Source organism: Mycolicibacterium palauense (assembly GCF_002592005.1).
Taxonomy (GTDB): Bacteria; Actinomycetota; Actinomycetes; order Mycobacteriales; family Mycobacteriaceae; genus Mycobacterium; species Mycobacterium palauense.
In genome coordinates this window covers 33,647-51,937 of record NZ_NVQF01000022.1, presented here as the reverse complement: position 1 = coordinate 51,937, position 18,291 = coordinate 33,647, and the positions used below count along the sequence as shown (strand labels likewise).

Annotated in this window: 16 protein-coding genes and 1 pseudogene; 10 read left to right on the top strand and 7 right to left on the bottom strand. The window is 70.4% G+C overall.

The genetic code is table 11. From position 1 onward, the window contains the following. Nucleotides 1–166: 166 nt before the first annotated feature. A complete protein-coding gene (locus CSR00_RS11365) occupies nt 167–895 on the top strand; it encodes a DUF3060 domain-containing protein (protein WP_141564338.1) in 729 nt (242 codons plus the stop codon). A 37-nt stretch (nt 896–932) separates the two neighbouring features. Here CSR00_RS11365 and thpD read toward each other — a convergent pair whose 3' ends face one another. The 4 genes from thpD to ectA are packed head-to-tail and all read right to left on the bottom strand — an operon-like array spanning nt 933 to nt 4,156. Continuing rightward, a complete protein-coding gene (thpD, locus tag CSR00_RS11360; RefSeq protein WP_099022506.1) occupies nt 933–1,835 on the bottom strand; it encodes an ectoine hydroxylase in 903 nt (300 codons plus the stop codon). A gap of 29 nt (nt 1,836–1,864) precedes the next feature. After that, nucleotides 1,865–2,254, bottom strand: a complete 390-nt coding sequence (locus CSR00_RS11355) for an ectoine synthase (RefSeq protein WP_099022505.1) — start codon at nt 2,252–2,254, stop codon at nt 1,865–1,867. A 42-nt stretch (nt 2,255–2,296) separates the two neighbouring features. Further along, a complete protein-coding gene (gene ectB, locus CSR00_RS11350; protein ID WP_099022504.1) occupies nt 2,297–3,586 on the bottom strand; it encodes a diaminobutyrate--2-oxoglutarate transaminase in 1,290 nt (429 codons plus the stop codon). 21 nt (nt 3,587–3,607) lie between these two features. Further along, entirely contained in the window at nt 3,608–4,156 is a 549-nt protein-coding gene (gene ectA / locus CSR00_RS11345) for a diaminobutyrate acetyltransferase (RefSeq protein ID WP_099022503.1), read from the bottom strand. Between the two features lie 451 nt (nt 4,157–4,607). Here ectA and CSR00_RS11340 point away from each other — a divergent pair, with 451 nt between their 5' ends. The 4 genes from CSR00_RS11340 (at nt 4,608) to CSR00_RS30650 (ending at nt 7,816) form a co-directional block, all read left to right on the top strand. Further along, on the top strand, nt 4,608–4,874 hold the full coding sequence (locus CSR00_RS11340; protein ID WP_141564337.1) for a hypothetical protein: 267 nt from the start codon (nt 4,608–4,610) through the stop codon (nt 4,872–4,874). A 150-nt stretch (nt 4,875–5,024) separates the two neighbouring features. Continuing rightward, nucleotides 5,025–5,354, top strand: coding sequence for a hypothetical protein (locus tag CSR00_RS11335; protein ID WP_407662424.1), 330 nt, complete (start codon nt 5,025–5,027; stop codon nt 5,352–5,354). An 81-nt stretch (nt 5,355–5,435) separates the two neighbouring features. Next, the gene (locus CSR00_RS11330; RefSeq protein ID WP_099022501.1) at nt 5,436–6,218 is read left to right on the top strand and encodes a DUF427 domain-containing protein; all 783 of its coding nucleotides are present in this window, start codon (nt 5,436–5,438) and stop codon (nt 6,216–6,218) included. Nucleotides 6,219–6,409: 191 nt separating this feature from the next. Next, nucleotides 6,410–7,816: a hypothetical protein gene (locus CSR00_RS30650; RefSeq protein WP_176562018.1), complete on the top strand. Its 1,407-nt coding sequence runs from the start codon at nt 6,410–6,412 to the stop codon at nt 7,814–7,816. 160 nt (nt 7,817–7,976) lie between these two features. Here CSR00_RS30650 and CSR00_RS11320 read toward each other — a convergent pair whose 3' ends face one another. Both CSR00_RS11320 and CSR00_RS11315 read right to left on the bottom strand, forming a co-directional pair. Beyond that, nucleotides 7,977–8,999 carry a methyltransferase gene (locus CSR00_RS11320; RefSeq protein ID WP_099022500.1) on the bottom strand — a complete coding sequence of 341 codons (1,023 nt, stop codon included), beginning with the start codon at nt 8,997–8,999 and terminating at the stop codon, nt 7,977–7,979. A 70-nt stretch (nt 9,000–9,069) separates the two neighbouring features. Next, on the bottom strand, nt 9,070–10,413 hold the full coding sequence (locus CSR00_RS11315; RefSeq protein WP_099022499.1) for a H(+)/Cl(-) exchange transporter ClcA: 1,344 nt from the start codon (nt 10,411–10,413) through the stop codon (nt 9,070–9,072). Nucleotides 10,414–10,651: 238 nt separating this feature from the next. Here CSR00_RS11315 and CSR00_RS11310 point away from each other — a divergent pair, with 238 nt between their 5' ends. From CSR00_RS11310 to CSR00_RS11295, 4 genes are read left to right on the top strand one after another with little or no spacing between them, the layout of a single operon-like run. Then, entirely contained in the window at nt 10,652–13,120 is a 2,469-nt protein-coding gene (locus CSR00_RS11310) for a GcvT family protein (RefSeq protein WP_099022531.1), read from the top strand. Between the two features lie 6 nt (nt 13,121–13,126). Next, nucleotides 13,127–14,263 (top strand): N-methyl-L-tryptophan oxidase, encoded by a 1,137-nt coding sequence (gene solA, locus CSR00_RS11305; protein WP_099022498.1) that lies wholly within the window; start codon nt 13,127–13,129, stop codon nt 14,261–14,263. Beyond that, complete coding sequence (locus CSR00_RS11300) at nt 14,260–15,408, top strand: aromatic ring-hydroxylating oxygenase subunit alpha (RefSeq protein ID WP_099022497.1); 1,149 nt, start codon at nt 14,260–14,262, stop codon at nt 15,406–15,408. Before solA ends, CSR00_RS11300 begins: the two co-directional genes overlap by 4 nt. A 50-nt stretch (nt 15,409–15,458) precedes the next feature. After that, nucleotides 15,459–16,256 carry an IclR family transcriptional regulator gene (locus CSR00_RS11295; RefSeq protein WP_099022530.1) on the top strand — a complete coding sequence of 266 codons (798 nt, stop codon included), beginning with the start codon at nt 15,459–15,461 and terminating at the stop codon, nt 16,254–16,256. Nucleotides 16,257–16,607: 351 nt separating this feature from the next. On the opposite strand, the gene CSR00_RS11290 is transcribed toward CSR00_RS11295, so the two are convergent. Further along, on the bottom strand, nt 16,608–17,360 hold the full coding sequence (locus CSR00_RS11290) for a 5'-methylthioadenosine/adenosylhomocysteine nucleosidase (RefSeq protein ID WP_099022529.1): 753 nt from the start codon (nt 17,358–17,360) through the stop codon (nt 16,608–16,610). A 178-nt stretch (nt 17,361–17,538) separates the two neighbouring features. Here CSR00_RS11290 and CSR00_RS11285 point away from each other — a divergent pair. After that, nucleotides 17,539–18,189 (top strand): annotated as a pseudogene (locus CSR00_RS11285) (dienelactone hydrolase family protein); the annotation flags it as partial. Between the last annotated feature and the right edge of the window lie 102 nt (nt 18,190–18,291).

The following is an 18,291-nucleotide window of genomic DNA, read 5'->3' as shown; positions in this document are numbered from 1 at the left end:
TGCAGCAGCTCGGACGTCGGGGCCTCCGTGGGTTCGGGTGCCCGTCAACGATAGGGCGGTCCGGGCCCCCGCGCACGCCGGGCCGGACTGGGTCACAGCACCCCGAAGTCACTGGGCGACCGCGAGAATGGCGGTGAGCCGCCGACGGGTGTGGCAGCATCAGCGGATGGAGTCCGACGATGACCCCGAGGCGTACATCCGGGAGCTGGAACGCCCGCTGACCGACGCGGCGCGGGCCTCGGAGCTCGGGCTCACGCCGCCCCACGGGAACGCGTCCGTGCCGCCCGTACCGACCGGCCATGTCCCGCCGATGCCCTCGCCGTGGTATTCCGAGGGCCCCTACCCGATGCCGCCGGCGTCACCGTCGCCCCGGGCGCCCCGGCGCGGGCCGCTGGTCCTGCTGATCATCGGCGTGATCGCGGCCGCCGGGCTCATCGGCGTTGTCGCACTGGCCAGCTCGGTGCGTGACATCTTCTCCGGTGCACGTTCGGCCCTGGAGTCCCCCGAGGGCCCGGCGTCCCCCGCGCCCGCACCCCCGGGCCGGGACTCCGGCATCGCCCCGGTTCCCGTCCCGGTCCTTCCGGCCGGCCCGCAGGCCCCCGGCGCCGGCTCACCGGTAGCGCTGCCCCCGGGCGGGGAGTTCAGCCTCGGCGGCGTCGGCGAGAACCGCACGCTCGTGTGCAACGACGGGGTCGTCCGGGTCAGCGGGGTGTCCAACACGGTCGAGATCGGCGGGCACTGCCTGCGGGTGGAGGTGTCGGGCATTCAGAACATCATCACCGTCGACTCCGCCGACGAGATCAGCGCCTCGGGGTTCGACAACCGGGTGGACTACCGGTCGGGCACCCCGCGGGTGCAGCGCGCCGGGCAGGGCAACAGCGTCGAACAGCGCTGAGATCCTCGGCACGCGGGGCCGGCCCAGACCGGCCCGCCTACACCGAGGCCTGGATGCTGCCGAAGGGCACCGCGGCGCGGGAGGCGAGGTACTCCGGTCGCCGCCGCGCGGCCGCGAACGGCTCCACCAGGGCGTTCTCGACGGAGTTGAACACCAGGAAGATGTTCGACCGCGGGAAGGGGGTGATGTTGGAGCCCGACCCGTGCAGCAGGTTGGCGTCGAACCACAGCGCGGTCCCGGGCGGACCGGTGAATTGGTCGATCCCGCACCGATCGGCGACCTTGGCCAGCGTCGTCTGGTCCGGGACCCCGATCCGCTGGTTCACCAGCGAGGCGGTGTGGTGATCGTCGGGGGTGGCGCCGACACACGGATAGAAGGTCTCGTGCGAGCCGGGCATGACCATCAGCGACCCGTTGTACGGGTAGTTCTCGGTCAGCGCGATCGAACAGGACACGGCGCGAATGGCCGGCATCCCGTCCTCGGCGTGCCAGGTCTCGAAGTCCGAGTGCCAGTAGAACCCCGTCCCGGTGAACCCCGGCATCATGTTGATCCGCGCCTGGTGGATGTAGACATCGCTGCCCAGCAGCTGACGCGCGACCGGGAGCACGGTGTCCAGGGAGACCACCTCGGCGATGAGGTCGCTGAGCAGATGCGGTTCGAAGACCGACCTGATGCTCCCGCCGCCGGGCTCACGCACCACCCGCGGGTCGTCGGCGTCGAGATCGGCGCCCAGGCGGTTGAGTTCCTGGTTCAGCGGCGGCAGCCAGTCCTCCCCGAGCGCGCGGTGCCTGATGAGGTAGCCGCCGGCGCCGAAGGCGTTCAGCGCGTCGTCGTCGAGGGGTCCGTGCTCCCGGCCGCCCCACACGGTGGGTTCCACCCGGGGAATCGGCGGGATCGCGTGGTCGAGTCGAGTGGGGTAGTTGTCGTGACTTTCCTGCATTGTGGCCTTGCTCAGTGTTCCCAGTGTTCTCAGTGTTGCGGTGGCGGTGGGTACGTTCCGGACTCGTCATGCACCTCGCGCCCGGTCACCGGGGGGTTGAATACGCACAGCATCCGCAGCTGCTCGTGACACGTGACGCGGTGGCGCTCGTGACCGTTCAGGAGGTACATGGTCCCTGGTGCCAGCTTATGCTCTTCTCCGGTTTCCAGGTTGGTCAACAGACCCGATCCCTCGACGACCCAGACCGCCTCGACGTGGTGCTGATAGTGGAACTCGTTGATCGAGTTCGCGTTGATGGTCGTCTCGTGGAACGAGAACCCCACCCCGTCGCCGGCCAGGATGATCCGCTTTGACCGCCATGCACCGTCCGACACGTCCCTCTCGGTGCCGGTGATCTCCTCCGTGGTACGCACAATCATCGGTGAAACTCCTCGAAATCAGGGCTAGGGCGCCGCGGATGGTCAGGCCGCCGACGTGGCGACCGACTCGGCGATGATGTCGAGCCCGGCTGCCAGGTCATCGGTGGACGTCGTCAACGGGGGCAACAGCTTGACGACTTCGTCAGAAGGTCCGCTGGTCTCGAGCAGCAGTCCGCGGTCGAAGGCCGCGCGGCATACGGCACTGGCGGCATCCGCATCCTCGAACTTCAGCCCCTGCACCATACCGCGCCCACGCGCGGTCACACCGTTCGCGGTGGCGGCGATCGCCTCGAGGCGCTCCCGGACCAGCTTGCCCTTGGTCTTGGTCTCCTCGGCGAACTGGTTGTCGCGCCAGTAGGTCTGCAGCGCCGCGGCGGCGGTGACGAAGGCCGGGTTGTGGCCGCGGAAGGTGCCGTTGTGCTCGCCGGGCGACCAGACGTCGAGGTCGCGACGGAACAGCGTCAGCGCCATCGGCAGGCCGTAGCCGCTGATGGACTTCGACAGGGTCACGATGTCGGGCTTGATGCCGGCCTCCTCGAAGCTGAAGAACGGCCCGGTGCGCCCGCACCCCATCTGGACGTCGTCGACGATCAGCAGGATGTCGCGCTTTCGGCACAGTTGCTCCAGCGCCTGCAGCCACTCCATCCGCGCGACGTTGACGCCGCCCTCGCCCTGCACGGTCTCGACGATGACCGCGGCGGGCCGGTTGAGTCCGCCCCCGGAGTCGTCGAGGACGCGCTCGAACCAGTGGAAGTCCTCGGTGACACCGTCGAAGTAGTTGTCGTAGGGCATCGGAGTCGCGTGCACCAGCGGGATTCCGGCACCGGCACGCTTCATCGAATTGCCGGTCACCGATAACGCGCCCAGCGTCATGCCGTGAAAAGCGTTGGTGAAGTTGATGATCGATTCGCGACCGGTCACCTTGCGGGCCAGCTTGAGTGCGGACTCGACCGCGTTGGCCCCGGTCGGACCGGGGAACTGCACCTTGTAGTCCAGCTCGCGCGGCGTGAGGATCAGCTCGTCGAACGTCCTGAGGAACTCGGTCTTGGCCACCGTGGCCATGTCCAACGAGTGCACGATCTTGTTGCCGGACAGGTATTCCAGCAGGGGCTTCTTGAGCAGCGGGTTGTTGTGCCCGTAGTTCAGCGCGCCCGCGCCGGCGAAGAAGTCCAGGTAACGGTTTCCGTCGGTGTCGGTGATCCAGGAACCCTCGGCGACGTCCATGACCGCGGGCCAGCCGCGGCAGTAGCTGCGGACCTCGGATTCGACGTGGTCGTAGACCTCGGGGAGGTCGGATTCGGAACGGGCGATTAATGCGTCAAGCGGCGACATGGCGTCCTTCCGTTGATGAAATCAACTGTTGTTCAGATCTTCGGTAAAGGGACCGATACGGAGAACGGGTTCGTCCTCGTGGCCCCCCTCGGGGTCCATCAGTGCGGCATCGAACCGCGGTTGTTCGATCAGCGGCACACCATGCCGCCGGGCGAAGCCACCGAACAGAGCGCGCGATGCCGAGTTACTCGGCGCGACCGTGGCTTCCACGGTCACCGGGTGACCGTGACGGTCAGTGCGTACCCGGTGGAGCAGCGCGTCAAGCATGGCACCGCCCAATCCGGTTCCCTGGGCGGACTCGGCGACGACGACCTGCCAGACGAACAGCACCTCGGGGCGGGTCGGCGGGTGGTAGCCGGTGATGAAGCCACACAGCCGGCCGTCGCGCTCCGCCACGATCGAGGTGTCGGCGAAGTCGGTTGCCAGCAGCAGGTAGGCGTAGGACGAGTTGGGGTCCAGTACGCCGCTGTCGGCGACCAGCCGGCCCATGCCGATGGCATCGGTCGCGCGCGGACGCCGCAGGTACGGCGCCCAGGCAGCGGGGGTCAGTTCACTTTTCGAAGCTTGCATAGACAGTTTGCTGTCACCACCGAACGGGTTATCGATTCTCTACAGTTTGCGATCTTCGGCGATGTGACCGTAGGACAGTCACGAACGCCGGATCAAACCGAGAATCCCCGCGGATCTGCCCCCGAACGGCCCAAATACACGCGACACCTGCGCGGATACCCCCAATCGGAGGGACCTCGACGGTTTCGCGTATGTTACTGAATTGTTACATTGACGCGCGCGGAGAAATGTTGCCTCGTTCGCCCCACCCCGCGTTCCTCCCTGCGCCGCGGGGGCGTCGTCACCGGTAGGTCCGTCACGCACCGACGCCGGTTCCGACGCGGAGTGGCCGACCGGGAACCACGAAAACGGGAACAACGAGTAGCGCGCTACTCGCGCCGGAGACGCCGCCGGTGGGACAATGGATGGGTACCGACATCCGCCGATACTTAGCACGATCCGGGGGATCGAAATGTCTGTATTGCATGAAGCGCCGCCCAGCGCGGGCAGTGACCACGGTGACTTCCGCAGTGACGTCTACGGCGACGTCCACGGCGACCTCCACGGCGACGTCCACGGCGCGGTATGGGAACTGAGCCACCACCCGGTGCACAGCGTCAACGTAGCGCTGCACTGGGTGTTCGACGAGAACGCGCACCAGGAGCACGCTCCCCATTGCCCGATGCACTACAACTTCATCGAGGACGCCGCCATGTCCCGTGCGATGGGCAGGCTCTGACGCGCAGCAGGCCGTGTTCGCCACGGCGACCGCGCGCCGAGCCGGGCCGAAACGATTCACGGCCGGGCCCCGATGAACAAGCTAGGTCGGGAATCGCCCGGAGTGGACGGAGGCGGGCCGATGAGACCGTCACGAGCAACAGCACGAGCGGTGACGGCGGCTGCGGCCGGATTGGCGGCGCTGGGCGCGCCGCCCGGCCCCGCCTCGGCGGACCAGACCGCGACCGACACCATCGAATTGCTCGAATACCAGGGCTACACCGTCAACGTCGACCGGGTGGGCAATCTCCCGCTGGAACGGTGCGTGGTGACCAGCGTGCGGAATCCGCAGACCGTGATCGGCTATGAACGCGTCGGCGACGGCCGCAAGCACCACGGTCACGACGGCACCCACCGCGGCGACCGAGGCCGGGACGACTTCATCGTCGTGCCGGTGGTCGTGAGCAGGTCCATCTCGGTGTCGCTGGATTGCACCGGATAGAGCCCCGTCCACGAGCGTGTTCCCCGCGGCGCCGGCGACGGTGATACTGGGGTCACCGGGTTCACTGCCGAGGAGGTTCCCGTGACCACATCACCCGGCCCGGAGCCGGACTTCCCCGCCGCGGCCGCCGCACGCGGGCGCGTCGAACCGGCACCGCGGCGGGTGCGCGGCTTCGCCGGGCACGAGCTGGTGTTCGACACGACCGCGGCACGCTACGTCTGGGAGGTGCCCTACTACCCGCAGTACTACATCCCGGTCGCCGACGTCCGCCCCGGGTACCTCCTCGACGAGGAGCGCCCCCAGCGGGTGCAGTTCGGACCGTCGCGGCTGTACTCACTGGTCGGCGGCGGTCGACGTTTCGCGTCCGCGGCACGAGTCTTCGACGCCGGCTCCGAGAGCCCGGTGGCGGGCCTGGTGCGATTCGAGTGGGCGGCGCTGAGCTGGTTCGAGGAGGACGAGCCGATCTACGGCCACCCCAGGAACCCCTACGCGCGGGTCGACGCACTCCGCGCACACCGGCATGTCCGCGTCGAGCTCGACGGCATCACGATCGCCGAAACACACAGCCCGGTACTGCTTTTCGAGACCGGTCTGCCAACCCGGTACTACATCGACAAGACCGACATCGCCTTCGAGCACCTGCAGCCCAGCCCCACGCAGACCCTGTGCCCCTACAAGGGGACGACGTCGGGCTACTGGTCGGTGCGCGTCGGCGAGGCCGTGTATCCCGACCTGGCGTGGACCTACCACTACCCGCTGCCCGCGGTGGCCGCCATCGCGGGGCTGGTGGCCTTCTACAACGAGAAGCTGGACATCACCGTCGACGGTGCGCGCCTGGCGCGCCCGCACACCCATTTCGGCTAGTCACATGTCCGGGCCAGCCGGCGGCCACTGCACCTGAGCCCGCTGCCAGCAAAAACTCGAACGACCCGACGACACGACGCGAAGCTGTTGACATTGACGCCTCGCAGACCTAACAATCAGTCTGTCTTTCCGGGCATCCACCGCGAAAGGCCGCCCGGGGGGGCGAGACAATCAAACAGGGGGGGATTCCCATGCGCTACAGCCATGCCCGGCACCGGGCGGCGCCGCGTATTTCCATCAGCCAGTACCTGACCGCGGGGTTTGCCGGGGCCGCAGTCGTCGGGGCCGGCGCCCTGGCCGCGGTCAACGCCAGCGTTCCGCAGCCTCGGGTCGCAGACATCCAACTTACTTCCGGAGAAGAGGATTCCGAGTTCTTCTGGCTGCAGTATGCCGGCCTGGGCAACGACAGCCGCCCGGTGGCCGCGGCCCCGGCGACGACTTTGCGACCAATGTTCGGCGACGGCGGCTGGCTGGTCGGCGACGGCTTGGACGCGGCGGCCGACTGTATCGGCTCTGCCTGCAACGGCGGCAACGGCGGCTGGCTGGGCGGAAACGGCGGAAACGGTGCCAACGGCGGCAACGGCGGCGACGCGGGGTTCTTCTTCGGCAACGGCGGCAACGGCGGCAACGGACTGGCGGCGGTGTACGAAAACGGCAAACTTGTCTCGGCGGCCACCGCCGGTGGCGACGGCGGCGACGCCAGCATGTGGTTCGGCAACGGCGGCAACGGCGGTAACGGCGGCGAAGACTTCAACGAACTCTCCGATCCCGATCCGGAGGGCACCACGGACGACGCGTACGGAGGCAGCGGCGGCGTTGGCGGTTTGGCCGGCCTGCTCATCGGGCACGGCGGCCACGGCGGCGACGGCGGCTATGCATACTCCGAGCACGGCAGCGCCACCGGCGGGTCCGGGGGTGATGGCGGCAACGCCACCGGCGGCAACGGCGGCAACGGCGGCGACGGCGGCGAGGGCGAAGCGTCGGCGGCCGGCAGCCAGGCGGCCGGCGGCGCCGGGGGCAGCGGCGGACGCACGCAGGCCGGCGCCGGGGGTACGGGCGGCGACGGCGGATTCGCCGACGCCTACGACGCCGCCACCGGGGTCGGTGGCCGCGGCGGAGACGGCGGCGGCACGCTGAGCGGTACCCCCGGTGCCGGCGGCACCGGCGGCGACGCCGATTCCGATGATGGCGAGGCCACGGGCGGCCGGGGCGGCACCGGCGGCCGGGACAGTACGGGCGCCGGCGGTGCCGGCGGCTCCGGGGGCAATGCCAACTCCTGGGAGAGCGGGGACGCCACCGGAGGGACCGGCGGCACCGGCGGCCAGGGCGGTCAGGTCCTCGGCGCCGGCGGTGACGGTGGTCGCGGTGGTGACGCCGAGACCGACTCGGGCGACGCCAAGGGCGGCACCGGCGGAACCGGCGGCCCCGGCGGTCCCGTCGGCGGGCGAGGCGGCCACGGCGGTAACGGCGGCGACGCCTCGACCGCCAGCGGCACCGCGACGGGCGGCAATGGCGGATCGCCCGGTAAGCGCGGCATCGGCGGCCGGCAGGGCCACGCGGGCAACCACGGGTCTCCGGACTCCGGCAGCAGCAACTAGCAGATCAGCGAAGGGGCACAGCCGGGTGTGTTCAGACATCCGGCTGTGCCCTTGCTCTCCCTCAGCCAGCGGCGATTCGGGCGCTGCGGGTGCTCGATCACACCCGCAGCATCTGCGAGCGGCCGGTGGAACGATGCCGACGGTGACCGAGTGCTCCCGACTACTTGTAGGCGATGGCCGCACCCGACGGGCCGTCGAGGGCGATCGTGTCGAACGAACGAAAACCCGCCGCCGAGCACCACTGCCGGAAGTCGGCGGCGGTGTAGTCGAACGCGTCACCGAACTCGATCAACATATTCAGCGACATCGTGAGCCCAAAGGTGTTGGTGCGCCGGGCATCGTCGATCAACGACTCGACCACGACGAAGGCGCCTCCGGCGGGCAGTGCCTCGTAGGCCTTGGCGACGAGGGCCTTCTTCTGCTCGAGGTTCCAGTCATGCAGGATCATCCCCATCGTGATGACCTCGGCCGGCGGCAGTGGGTCGGTCAGGAAGCTGCCCGCCACCGCGCGCGCCCGCTCCCCCAGCCCCGCCGCGGCCAGTTTGCGGGCCGCGATCTCGGTCACCACCGGCAGGTCGAAGCTCACGCAGCTCAGGTGCGGATGTGCCGCGGCGACGATCCTCGTCAGCAGCGCATCGGCACCGCCGACATCGCACAGGGTGGCGTAGCGGCCGAACGGGAACCGGGCGGCCAGCAGCTCGAAGTTGCGCCGGGACGAGGAGTCCATGGCCGCCATGAACGCTTCGAGCCGGCGCGGGTCGGCGTAGAGCGTCTCGAAGAACGGCCGGCCGGAATGTTTGACCTCGCTCTGCGCCCGGCCCGTCCGCAGCGCCTCGGTCAGGTCCGCCCAGTAGCGGTAGTTGCGTTCGTCCCAGATCCTGAGCAGCCCACCCTGATACGCCGGGCTGCTCTCATCGAGGAAGTGCGCCGTCTCCGCGGTGTTGCGGTAGCGCGCCTGCGGTCCGTCGCCGTCGCGGGCCAGCAGCTCGAGCGAGACCAGCGCATCGAGGAAATCGGTGGCCGGCCGCGGCACCAGCCCCAGCCGCTCGGCGATCTGGGCGGCGGTCATCGCGTCCTCGCCGAGCACCGTGAACAGCCCGAGGCCCACCGCGGACAACAGCACCTTGGCGCCGCAGTAGCCGCCGCCGATCGCCATGATCCGATCCGGCCGCAAGTCCTCCATCGCCGCACCCCCGGTGTGCCGCCGACAACGTCAACCCACCGTATCCCCGCGCCCGCACCGGCGACGGGATTCAGGGCCCGTCGGCCCGGGGGGATTCGGGCGGCATCCGCTGCCGCAACGAGTCGTAGATCGGCGGGGAGGCCACCAGGTAGGCGGTCAGCACCGCGGCGGCGGTGGCGGCCAGCATCGGGATGGCCGTCGCCGTCGTCGCCGTCATCTCGATGACCAGGACGATCCCGGTGACCGGGGCGCGCACGGTCGCGCCGAAGAAGGTGGCCATGCCGACCAGCGCCATCGGTACCGCCAGCCGCGAGACGTCGGTGGGCCACACCGCGTCGAAGGCGCCCGCGAACAGCAGTCCCCACAGCGCCCCCACCGCCAGCAGCGGCGCGAACAGCCCTCCCGGCACGGCCGCGGAGTACGAGAGGGGCCCCGCCACGAACCGCACCAGCAGGTAGCCGATGACGACCGGCAGCACGATGTGGTGCCCGCTGACGATCAACTGGGTCAGGGTGTCTCCGCCGCCGACGGCCAGCGGGTAGATGTACATCGCCACCCCGACCACCCCGCCGATGACGGCGGCCTTGATCACCGGCGGCACCCGCCGGATGTCGCGGACATGGTCGAGGAACCACAGCACCAACCGGTTGTAGGCCGCACCCAGGCACCCGGTCAGCACGCCGAAGACGACGAACAGCGGAAGAAAGCGCAGTTCCGGAGCCCCGATCGGTTCGACGATGAAATCCGGCCGGTTGCCGATCAGCAGGCGCGAACACCCGACGGCCGCGGCCGCGGCCAACATGGTGGCCAGCACCGTCTTCAGGCGGAACGAGCGGGTCACTTCCTCGAGGGTGAACAGCGTGCCGCCGATCGGCGCGTTGAACGCGACCGCGAGCCCGGCCCCGCCCAGCGCGGTCTGCATCATCCGGACCTCGGCGTCGGGCAGCCGGACCCGTCGTGCCGCCTCGGCGCCGATCGCCGCGCCCATGTGCACCGTGGGCCCCTCGCGGCCCAGCACCAGTCCGGAGCCGATGCCCAGCACCCCGCCGACGAACTTGGCCGGCAGCAGCCGCAGCAGCGGAGGCCTGGCCTCACCGCGGAAGACGGCCTCGACATGCTGGATGCCGCTGCCGGCGGCCAGCGGCATCCAGCGCACGATCAACGCGGCCAGGGTGGCGCCGGCGGCGGCCACGGCGATGGGGATCAACCAGCCCGGCCCCGGAAGCCCGTGCGCCCAGTCCACCAGGTCGATGCGCAGGCGTTCGGCCTCCTGCAGGCACCAACGGAACGCGCCGCCGACCACGCCGATGAACACCCCGGCGACGACGGCCGTCACACAGATGAGAACCGACCCGTGCAGCGAGTCGTCGGGCTGGCCCGCGGCGGGCTCGTTCTCGGGTGCGGGCTCGCTCATCTCGGCGGGTGCGCCGATCCCGCGGGGCGCGGCCGCGAGCAGCCATCACAGTGCACCAACAGGGGTTCTCCTTCACTGCTCGACAGGCCGAGCCTCAGTCTCGCAAATCGCCGCCGCCGGCACCCGACATGACCCGGCGCGCCGATCTGCCCGTTCGGCTTGACGGCGGACCCAACAGGGCGCACGATGTTGCGCATTACGCAATACGTTCCGTAACGCGCAACACTGTGGGGTGGTCATGGGCGGTCCGAAAATCCTCGTCGTCGGTGCGGGCATCGTGGGGTGCTCGCTGGCCGACGAGCTGACAGCGCGCGGCGCCGGCGACGTCACCGTGGTCGACCGCGGGCCGCTGTTCTCCACCGGCGGGTCCACCTCCCACGCACCTGGTCTGGTCTTCGCGACCAACCCGTCGAAGACGATGACCGCATTCGCGCGCTACACCGTGGAGAAGTTCTCGGCCCTGCACCATCCCGGCGGCTGGGTCTTCAACCCGGTCGGCGGGCTCGAGGTGGCCACCACCGCAGAACGGTGGGCCGACCTGCACCGCAAGGCCGGCTGGGCACAGTCGCGGGGCATCGAGGGCCGGCTGCTCGACGCGGCCGAGTGCGCCGCGCTGCATCCGCTGCTGGATCCCGACCAGATCCTGGGCGGTCTGCACACCCCCGCCGACGGACTGGCCAAGGCCCTGCGCGCCGCCGAGGCGCAGGCCCGGCGGGCCATGGCCCGCGGGGCGGTGTTCCGCCCGCACACCGAGGTCCTCGGCGTGGAGTCGGCCGGCGGCCGGGTTACCGGGGTGCGCACGAACGAGGGCGTGCTCGAGGCCGACATCGTGGTCTGCGCGGCCGGCTTCTGGGGTGCGCAGCTGGCCCGTGGGGTCGACCTGGTGGTGCCGCTGGTGCCGATGGCCCACCAGTACGCCAAGACCGGGCGGGTGGGGCCGCTGGCCGGACGCAACACCGAAAGCTCCGAGGCCGGCCTGCCGATCCTGCGCCACCAGGATCAGGACCTGTACTACCGCGAGCACGTCGACCGGCTCGGCATCGGCTACTACGGCCACAAGCCGATGCCGGTGGACATGACGACGCTTCTGGTCGACACCGCCGAGGAGCCGATGCCCTCGATGCTGCCGTTCACCGAGGGCGATTTCGCGCAGGCCTGGGAACAGTCGGTCAGACTGCTTCCGGCGCTGGGGGATTCGAAGCTCGACGAGGGGTTCAACGGGATCTTCTCCTTTACCCCCGACGGTTTCTCGATCCTGGGCGAGCACCGCGACCTCGCCGGGTTCTGGGTCGCCGAGGCGGTGTGGGTCACCCACTCGGCCGGCGTGGCGCGCGCCGCGGCGGAATGGATCCTGCAGGGAACCCCGTCGCTGGACGTCAGCGAATGCGACCTCTACCGGTTCGAAGACCTCGCGCGCAGCCCCCGGTTCATCGCCGAGACCAGCAGCCAGGCCTTCGTCGAGGTCTACGACATCGTGCACCCGCACCAGTACCGCACGGCGCTGCGCGGCCTGCGGACCAGCCCCTTCCACCACCGTCAGCGGGAGCTGGGCGCGCACTTCTACGAGGCCGGCGGATGGGAACGCCCCGCCTACTTCGACGCCAACCTGCCTGTGCTGCAAGCCCTGCGGGCCGAGGGCGTGGAGTTCCCCGACCGCGACGAGTGGTCGGCCCGGTTCTGGTCACCGGTCGCCATCGCCGAGGCGCACTGGACCCGCCGGCACGTCGCCCTCTACGACATGACCCCGCTGACCCGCTACGCCGTCACCGGGCCCGGAGCCGCGGACTTCCTGCAGCGCCTGACCACCAACGACGTCGACACCCGCGTGGGCGCGGTGCGCTACAGCCTGATGCTCGACGAGACCGGCGGCATCCGCAGCGATCTGACCGTCACCAGGCTCGCCGGGGACGAGTATCAGGTGGGCGCCAACGGCCCCCTGGACTACGACTGGATGACCCGTCACCTGCCCGCCGACGGCAGCGTCACCGTGCGTGACGTCACCGGCGGGACGTGCTGCATCGGGGTGTGGGGGCCGAATGCCTACGACGTCGTGGCCCCGTTGTGCGACGCGGACCTGACGCTGGGCGCCATGAAGTACTTCTCGGCCGTGCAGACCTACCTCGACGCGCTGCCGGTCACCCTGCTGCGGGTGTCCTACGTCGGCGAGTCGGGATGGGAGATCTACACCGACGCCTGCTACGGGGCCGCCCTGTGGGATCTGCTCTGGCAGGCCGGGACACCGCACCGGGCGATCGCCGCCGGCCGGATCGCGCTCAACAGCCTGCGGCTCGAAAAGGGTTACCGCGCCTGGGGAACCGACATGACCGCCGAGCACACCCCCGAGGAGGCCGGCGTCGACTTCGCGGTCCGGATGACCAAGGGCGATTTCCTCGGTCGCGCGGCCCTGGAGGCCGCTTCCCCACCCCGGCGGCGGCTGATGACGATCGCGCTCACCGAACCCACCGCGATGCTGATGGGCAAGGAGCCTGTCTTCGCGCGGGGCGGGGGCGGTGAGCTCGACTGCGTCGGGTACGTCACCAGCGCGGGCTACTCCCCGACCGCCGGATGCTGTCTGGCCTACGCGTGGCTGCCGCCCGACACCACCGCGGGAGCGTCCGTCGTCGTGGACTACTTCGGGTCCCGCCATCCCGCCACCGTGGTCGCCGACCCGGTGGTCGACCCCACCCTCTCCCGGATCCGGAGGTAAGCATCCATGACCAGCTATGACGTCATCGTGGTCGGCCTGGGCGGAATGGGCAGTTCCGCCGCCTACCATCTGGCCGCCCGCGGTCAGCGGGTGCTGGGGCTGGAACGGCACCGGCCCGCCCACGACCGGGGGTCCAGCCACGGTGGTTCCCGGATCATCCGGCAGTCCTACTTCGAGGACCCCGCCTATGTCCCGTTGCTGCTGCGCGCCTACGAACTGTGGGAGGAGCTGGCGCGGCGGGCCGACCCCGACGTCTACCGGCTCACCGGCGGGCTGTTCATCGGCCCTCCGGAGTGCCAGACCGTGGCTGGCAGCCTGCGGGCCAGCCGCGAGTGGGGGCTGCCCCACGAGGTGCTCGAGGCCGCCGAACTCGCCGCCCGTTTCCCCAACTTCACCCCCAACCCGGGCGATATCGCCGTCTACGAGCAGAAGGCCGGATTCGCCCGCCCGGAGCACACCGTGCGCGCGCACCTGTCGCTGGCCGAGCGGGCCTCGGCGACACTGCGGTTCGACGAGGCGGTGCTGGACTGGGAGGCCACCGCCGCCGGCGTCCGGGTGACCACCGCCCGCGGCAGCTACACCGCGGGCCGGTTGGTCATCTGTCCCGGCGCCTGGGCGCCGCAACTGCTCGGCGAGTTCGGCGTGCCCATCACCGTCGAGCGTCAGGTCATGTACTGGCTCGACCCGGCCGACGGCGGTGCCGCCTTCACCGATCACCCCATCTTCATCGACGAGAACGCCTCCGGCGCACAGATCTACGGCTTCCCGGCCATCGACGGGCCCGGTGGCGGAGTGAAGGTCGCCTTCTTCCGCAAGGGCATCTCCTGCACTCCCGACGACATCGACCGAACCGTCGGCGAGCATGAGGTCGCCGAAATGCGCACGCGGGTGGGAGAACTGCTGCCCGCCCTGGACGCGCCGTGTCTGCACGCGGCCACCTGCATGTACTCCAACACCCCGGACCAGCACTTCGTGATCGCCCACCATCCGCAGCACGACAATGTCACCGTGGCCTGCGGATTCTCCGGGCACGGCTTCAAATTCGTTCCGGTGGTCGGCGAGATCCTCGCCGACCTGGCCATCGACGGCCGCACCGCACACCCCATCTCGTTGTTCGATCCGCAAAGGCTGGTGTCCGCATGACCGCTATCGACGAGCCGGTGCAGGAGTCGTCGCTACGGGCGACCCTCGGTGGCGCCCATTACACCAGCCCGGCGGTGTTCGCCGCCGAGCAGGAACTCGTCTTCGAGCGCATGTGGATGTGCGCCGTGCGCAGCAGCGACCTGGCCCAGCCCGGCCAGTTCAAGACGGTCCGGATCGGCCGCGAGAGTGTGCTGGTGGTGCGCGGACGCGACGGGGCCCTGCGCGCCTTCCTCAACATCTGCCGCCACCGCGGCGCCACCCTGTGCACCGAGCCCGAGGGCCAGGTGCGGCGAAACCTGCGCTGCCCGTATCACTCCTGGGCCTACGGGCTGGACGGTCGGCTCGTCGGGGCCCCCAACATCGGCGCCCTCACCGACGAGAGCGGCGCCGGCATCGACCGCGAGCGCTACGGGTTGATCGGGGTCGCGCTGCGGGAGTGGCTGGGCTACGCCTGGGTGTGCCTGGCCGACGACCCGCCCTCGTTCGACGACGAGGTCATCGCCGCGGCCACCCACCGGCTGGGCCATCCGGAGGCGATCGACAACTACGGGGTCGACACCCTGCAGGTGGGCCGGCGGGTGGTCTACGACGTCGCCGCCAACTGGAAGCTCATCGTCGAGAACTTCATGGAGTGCTACCACTGCGCCACCATCCACCCCGAGCTCTCCGGGCTGGTGCCCGAGTTCGCCCGCGGCCAGGCCGCCCAATCCACCGTGGGGCGGGGCGCCGAGTTCGGTGCGGGCGTGTCCGGGTTCACCATCGACGGGGGCGACGGGTTCGCGACGTTGCCCGGTGTGGCCGACCACCAGGACCGCCGGTACTTCGCCATCACCGTGCGGCCCACGGCGTTCATCAACCTGGTTCCCGACCACATCATCTTCCACCGCATGTTCCCCACCGCGGCCGACCGCACCGTCGTCGAATGCGACTGGCTGTATTCGGCCGACGTCGTGGGCGACGACCGGGACGTCAGCCGCTCCGTGGAGCTGTTCCACCGGGTCAATCTCCAGGACTTCGACGCCTGCGAACGCACCCAGCCCGCCATGGCCTCACGCGCCTACCGCGACGGCGGTGTGCTGGTGCCCGCCGAGCACCACATCGCCGAGTTCCACGACTGGGTGGTGACGCGGACCGGCCCGGCATGAGCGGCTCGCTGACGGTCGCCACCGGGGCGGCCGGTAGTATCGGCGAGGATATGGCCATTGGCGACGACGGCGAAGCCGGGACCCGCGCATCTGCGGTGCAATCGGTCGACCGGGCGCTGCTGGTGCTGGAGATCCTCGCCGAGATGGGCAAGGGCGGGGTCACCGAGATCGCCGGCGAGCTGGGCGTACACAAATCGACGGTGTCGCGGCTGATCGCCGCGCTGGAGTCCCGCGGCTACGTCGAGCAGCTCTCCGAACGCGGCAAATACCAGCTCGGCGTGGCGGTGTCCCGGTTGGCGCGGTCCCGCAGCGGCAACCAGGACCTGGCCAAACTCGGCCAGGACGCGTGTAACCGGCTGGCCTCCGACATCGGCGAGACCGCGACGCTGGCGATCCTCGAGGAGGACCGGGCGGTCAACATCGTGGAGGCCACCAGCACCGCCGAGGTCGCGCTGCAGACCTGGGTGGGCCGGGGCTGCCCCGCCCACGCCACCTCCAGCGGCAAGGTCCTGCTCTCGGCGCTCTCCGCCGAGGACATGCGGACACGGCTGGGCTCCTCGTTGGAGGGGTTCACCGACAACACCATCACCGACCTCACGCGGCTGCGTTCGGAGCTGTCCACCATCCGCCGGGCGGGCTGGGGCAGCGCCCGCGAGGAGCTGGAGATCGGTCTCAACGCGGTGGCCGCGCCGGTGTTCGACAACACCGGCCAGACCGTGGCCGCGCTGAGCGTCTCCGGACCGGCCTACCGGCTCAAGGTGACCGATTTCGAGTCGGTGGCCACCCAGACCGTCGCCGCCGCCGGCGGCATCAGCCGGTTCCTGGGTTGGACCTCGCGCGCCAACTGAGCGCCGCGACCCGACACCCGACCCGGCGCGCCGTGCACGATCCGGCCCCGTTGCACAACTCGGCCCCGTTGCACAGCTCGGCCCCGTTGCACCGAGCGTGCGCCTGGATCGCCGCGGGCTGTCGCACGACCCGGCCCCGTTGCACCGAACGTGCGCCTGGATCGTCCCGCACGCACGGAACGCGATCTGCGCGCACACTCGATGCGTTGGCGCCGCCAACGGTGCCGCAAGCCGCCAGCGTTGCCGCACACGGAGGTGCCGACGGTGGCAGCGGCGATGGTGCCGACGGTGGCAGCGGCGATGGTGCCGACGGTGGCAGCGGGAAAGCACGCGACGGGGCCGGCGAGAACCTCAGAGCACCGGCAGCAGCCTGCGCAGAATGGCCGCCGAACTACCGGCCACCTCGTCGACGAAGGCCGGGAAATCGAAGCTGGAGTCCCGCCCGGCGAGGTCGGACAGCGCGCGGATGAGCAGCCAGGGGATCCCGAACGCCTCACAGACCTGCGCGACGGCGGCGCCCTCCATGTCGACGGCCGAACCGCCGAGCGCGCCGTGCAGCCGGTCGCGGGTGCGCTCACAGTGCAGGAACTGATCGCCGGTCAGGACCGTGCCGTAGGTGATCCGCGGCGCGCGGTCCGCGCCGCCGGCCGCCCGGGACAGCGGCGGCAGCGTCAGCCCGTCGAGTCGGTCTCGGACCGTGGCCGCCAGCTCGGCGTCCACGGCGTGCCCCAGCCGCTCGGTGGGGTTGATGAACGGCACGTGGCCGGCCTGGTAGTGCTGCAGCCTGTCGTCGTCGATGACGCCGGCGTCATGCTGGATCGCACGCATCCCGACGACGATGTCGCCGATGTTCAGCTCGGGGTCCAGCCCGCCGGCCACACCGGAGAAAACCACTGCCCGGCAACCGAATCGGTCCGCGAGCAGGGTGGCCACCAGCGCGGCGTTGACCTTGCCCATCCCGGCGCCGACCAGCACCACCTCGTGGCCGTCCAGGCGGCCGGTGTCGAACCGGGCGTGCGCCACGACCTCGCTGCGGGTATCGGTCAGTTCCCGGCCCAGGTGGGCCCGTTCGGGTTCGATCGCACAGATCAGGCCAATCGTCACCGGCGCATTCTCCCAGAGCGACCGCGACGAGCCGACCCTCACCGGTCGCACCGCCGCCGCGGCATCGGTGCCGTTGGTCCCCGATTCGGGCCGCCGACGGCCTCGAATTCGCCCGGCGGCGTCCCTAGGCTGGCCACACAGGAGGCTGATGATGGTTCCCTCAGGCCGAAGGCGCACCCCGCCGCGCCGTGACGAGGAAGTGGAGATCGTCGCCGGCGCGGTCCGCGTCGCCGGGCACCTGACGATCCCACCGGATCCGCGGGGCGTGGTGGTCTTCGCCCACGGCAGCGGCAGCAGCCGGTTCAGTCCCCGCAACATCTTCGTGGCCGACGTGCTCAACGAAGCCGGGTTCGCCACCCTGCTGTTCGACCTGCTGACCCCGGCGGAGGAGGCCGACCGCGCCAACGTGTTCAACATCGACCTGCTGGCACGCCGGTTGGTCGACGTCACCGCGTGGCTGGCCGACCAGGACGACACCGCACCGCTGCCGGTGGGGTTCTTCGGGGCCAGCACCGGCGCGGGCGCGGCGCTGCGGGCGGCCACCGATCCCCGCATCGAGGTGGCCGCGGTGGTCTCCCGCGGCGGCCGGCCCGATCTCGCGGGTCCGGCACTGGCGCGGGTCGACGCGCCGACCCTGTTGATCGTCGGTGGGCGCGACGAGGTGGTCCTCGAGCTGAACAAGCGGGCACAACAGTCGATCCCGGTCGAGTGCCGGCTGGCGGTGGTGCCCGGCGCCACCCACCTGTTCGAGGAGCCCGGCGCGCTGGAGACCGTGGCGGAGCTGGCGCGGGACTGGTTCCTCGCCCACCTCGGCCCGGGACGCACCTGACCCTCCCCGGACGCACTCTGCTGGACGAACGGCCACCCGATTCCGGGACCTGGGTCCCTAGCCGCCGGCTCCCCCGGGTGGTCGGATTGTGGTGCATCAGAC

Excerpts from the sequence above, each read along its gene's own strand:
- CSR00_RS11365 (WP_141564338.1), top strand. The coding sequence starts at position 167 with ATGGAGTCCGACGATGACCCCGAGGCGTACATCCGGGAGCTGGAACGC.
- thpD (WP_099022506.1), bottom strand. The coding sequence starts at position 1,835 with ATGCAGGAAAGTCACGACAACTACCCCACTCGACTCGACCACGCGATC.
- CSR00_RS11355 (WP_099022505.1), bottom strand. The coding sequence starts at position 2,254 with ATGATTGTGCGTACCACGGAGGAGATCACCGGCACCGAGAGGGACGTG.
- ectB (WP_099022504.1), bottom strand. The coding sequence starts at position 3,586 with ATGTCGCCGCTTGACGCATTAATCGCCCGTTCCGAATCCGACCTCCCC.
- ectA (WP_099022503.1), bottom strand. The coding sequence starts at position 4,156 with ATGCAAGCTTCGAAAAGTGAACTGACCCCCGCTGCCTGGGCGCCGTAC.
- CSR00_RS11340 (WP_141564337.1), top strand. The coding sequence starts at position 4,608 with ATGTCTGTATTGCATGAAGCGCCGCCCAGCGCGGGCAGTGACCACGGT.
- CSR00_RS30650 (WP_176562018.1), top strand. The coding sequence starts at position 6,410 with ATGCGCTACAGCCATGCCCGGCACCGGGCGGCGCCGCGTATTTCCATC.
- CSR00_RS11320 (WP_099022500.1), bottom strand. The coding sequence starts at position 8,999 with ATGGAGGACTTGCGGCCGGATCGGATCATGGCGATCGGCGGCGGCTAC.
- CSR00_RS11315 (WP_099022499.1), bottom strand. The coding sequence starts at position 10,413 with ATGAGCGAGCCCGCACCCGAGAACGAGCCCGCCGCGGGCCAGCCCGAC.
- CSR00_RS11310 (WP_099022531.1), top strand. The coding sequence starts at position 10,652 with ATGGGCGGTCCGAAAATCCTCGTCGTCGGTGCGGGCATCGTGGGGTGC.
- solA (WP_099022498.1), top strand. The coding sequence starts at position 13,127 with ATGACCAGCTATGACGTCATCGTGGTCGGCCTGGGCGGAATGGGCAGT.
- CSR00_RS11300 (WP_099022497.1), top strand. The coding sequence starts at position 14,260 with ATGACCGCTATCGACGAGCCGGTGCAGGAGTCGTCGCTACGGGCGACC.
- CSR00_RS11295 (WP_099022530.1), top strand. The coding sequence starts at position 15,459 with ATGGCCATTGGCGACGACGGCGAAGCCGGGACCCGCGCATCTGCGGTG.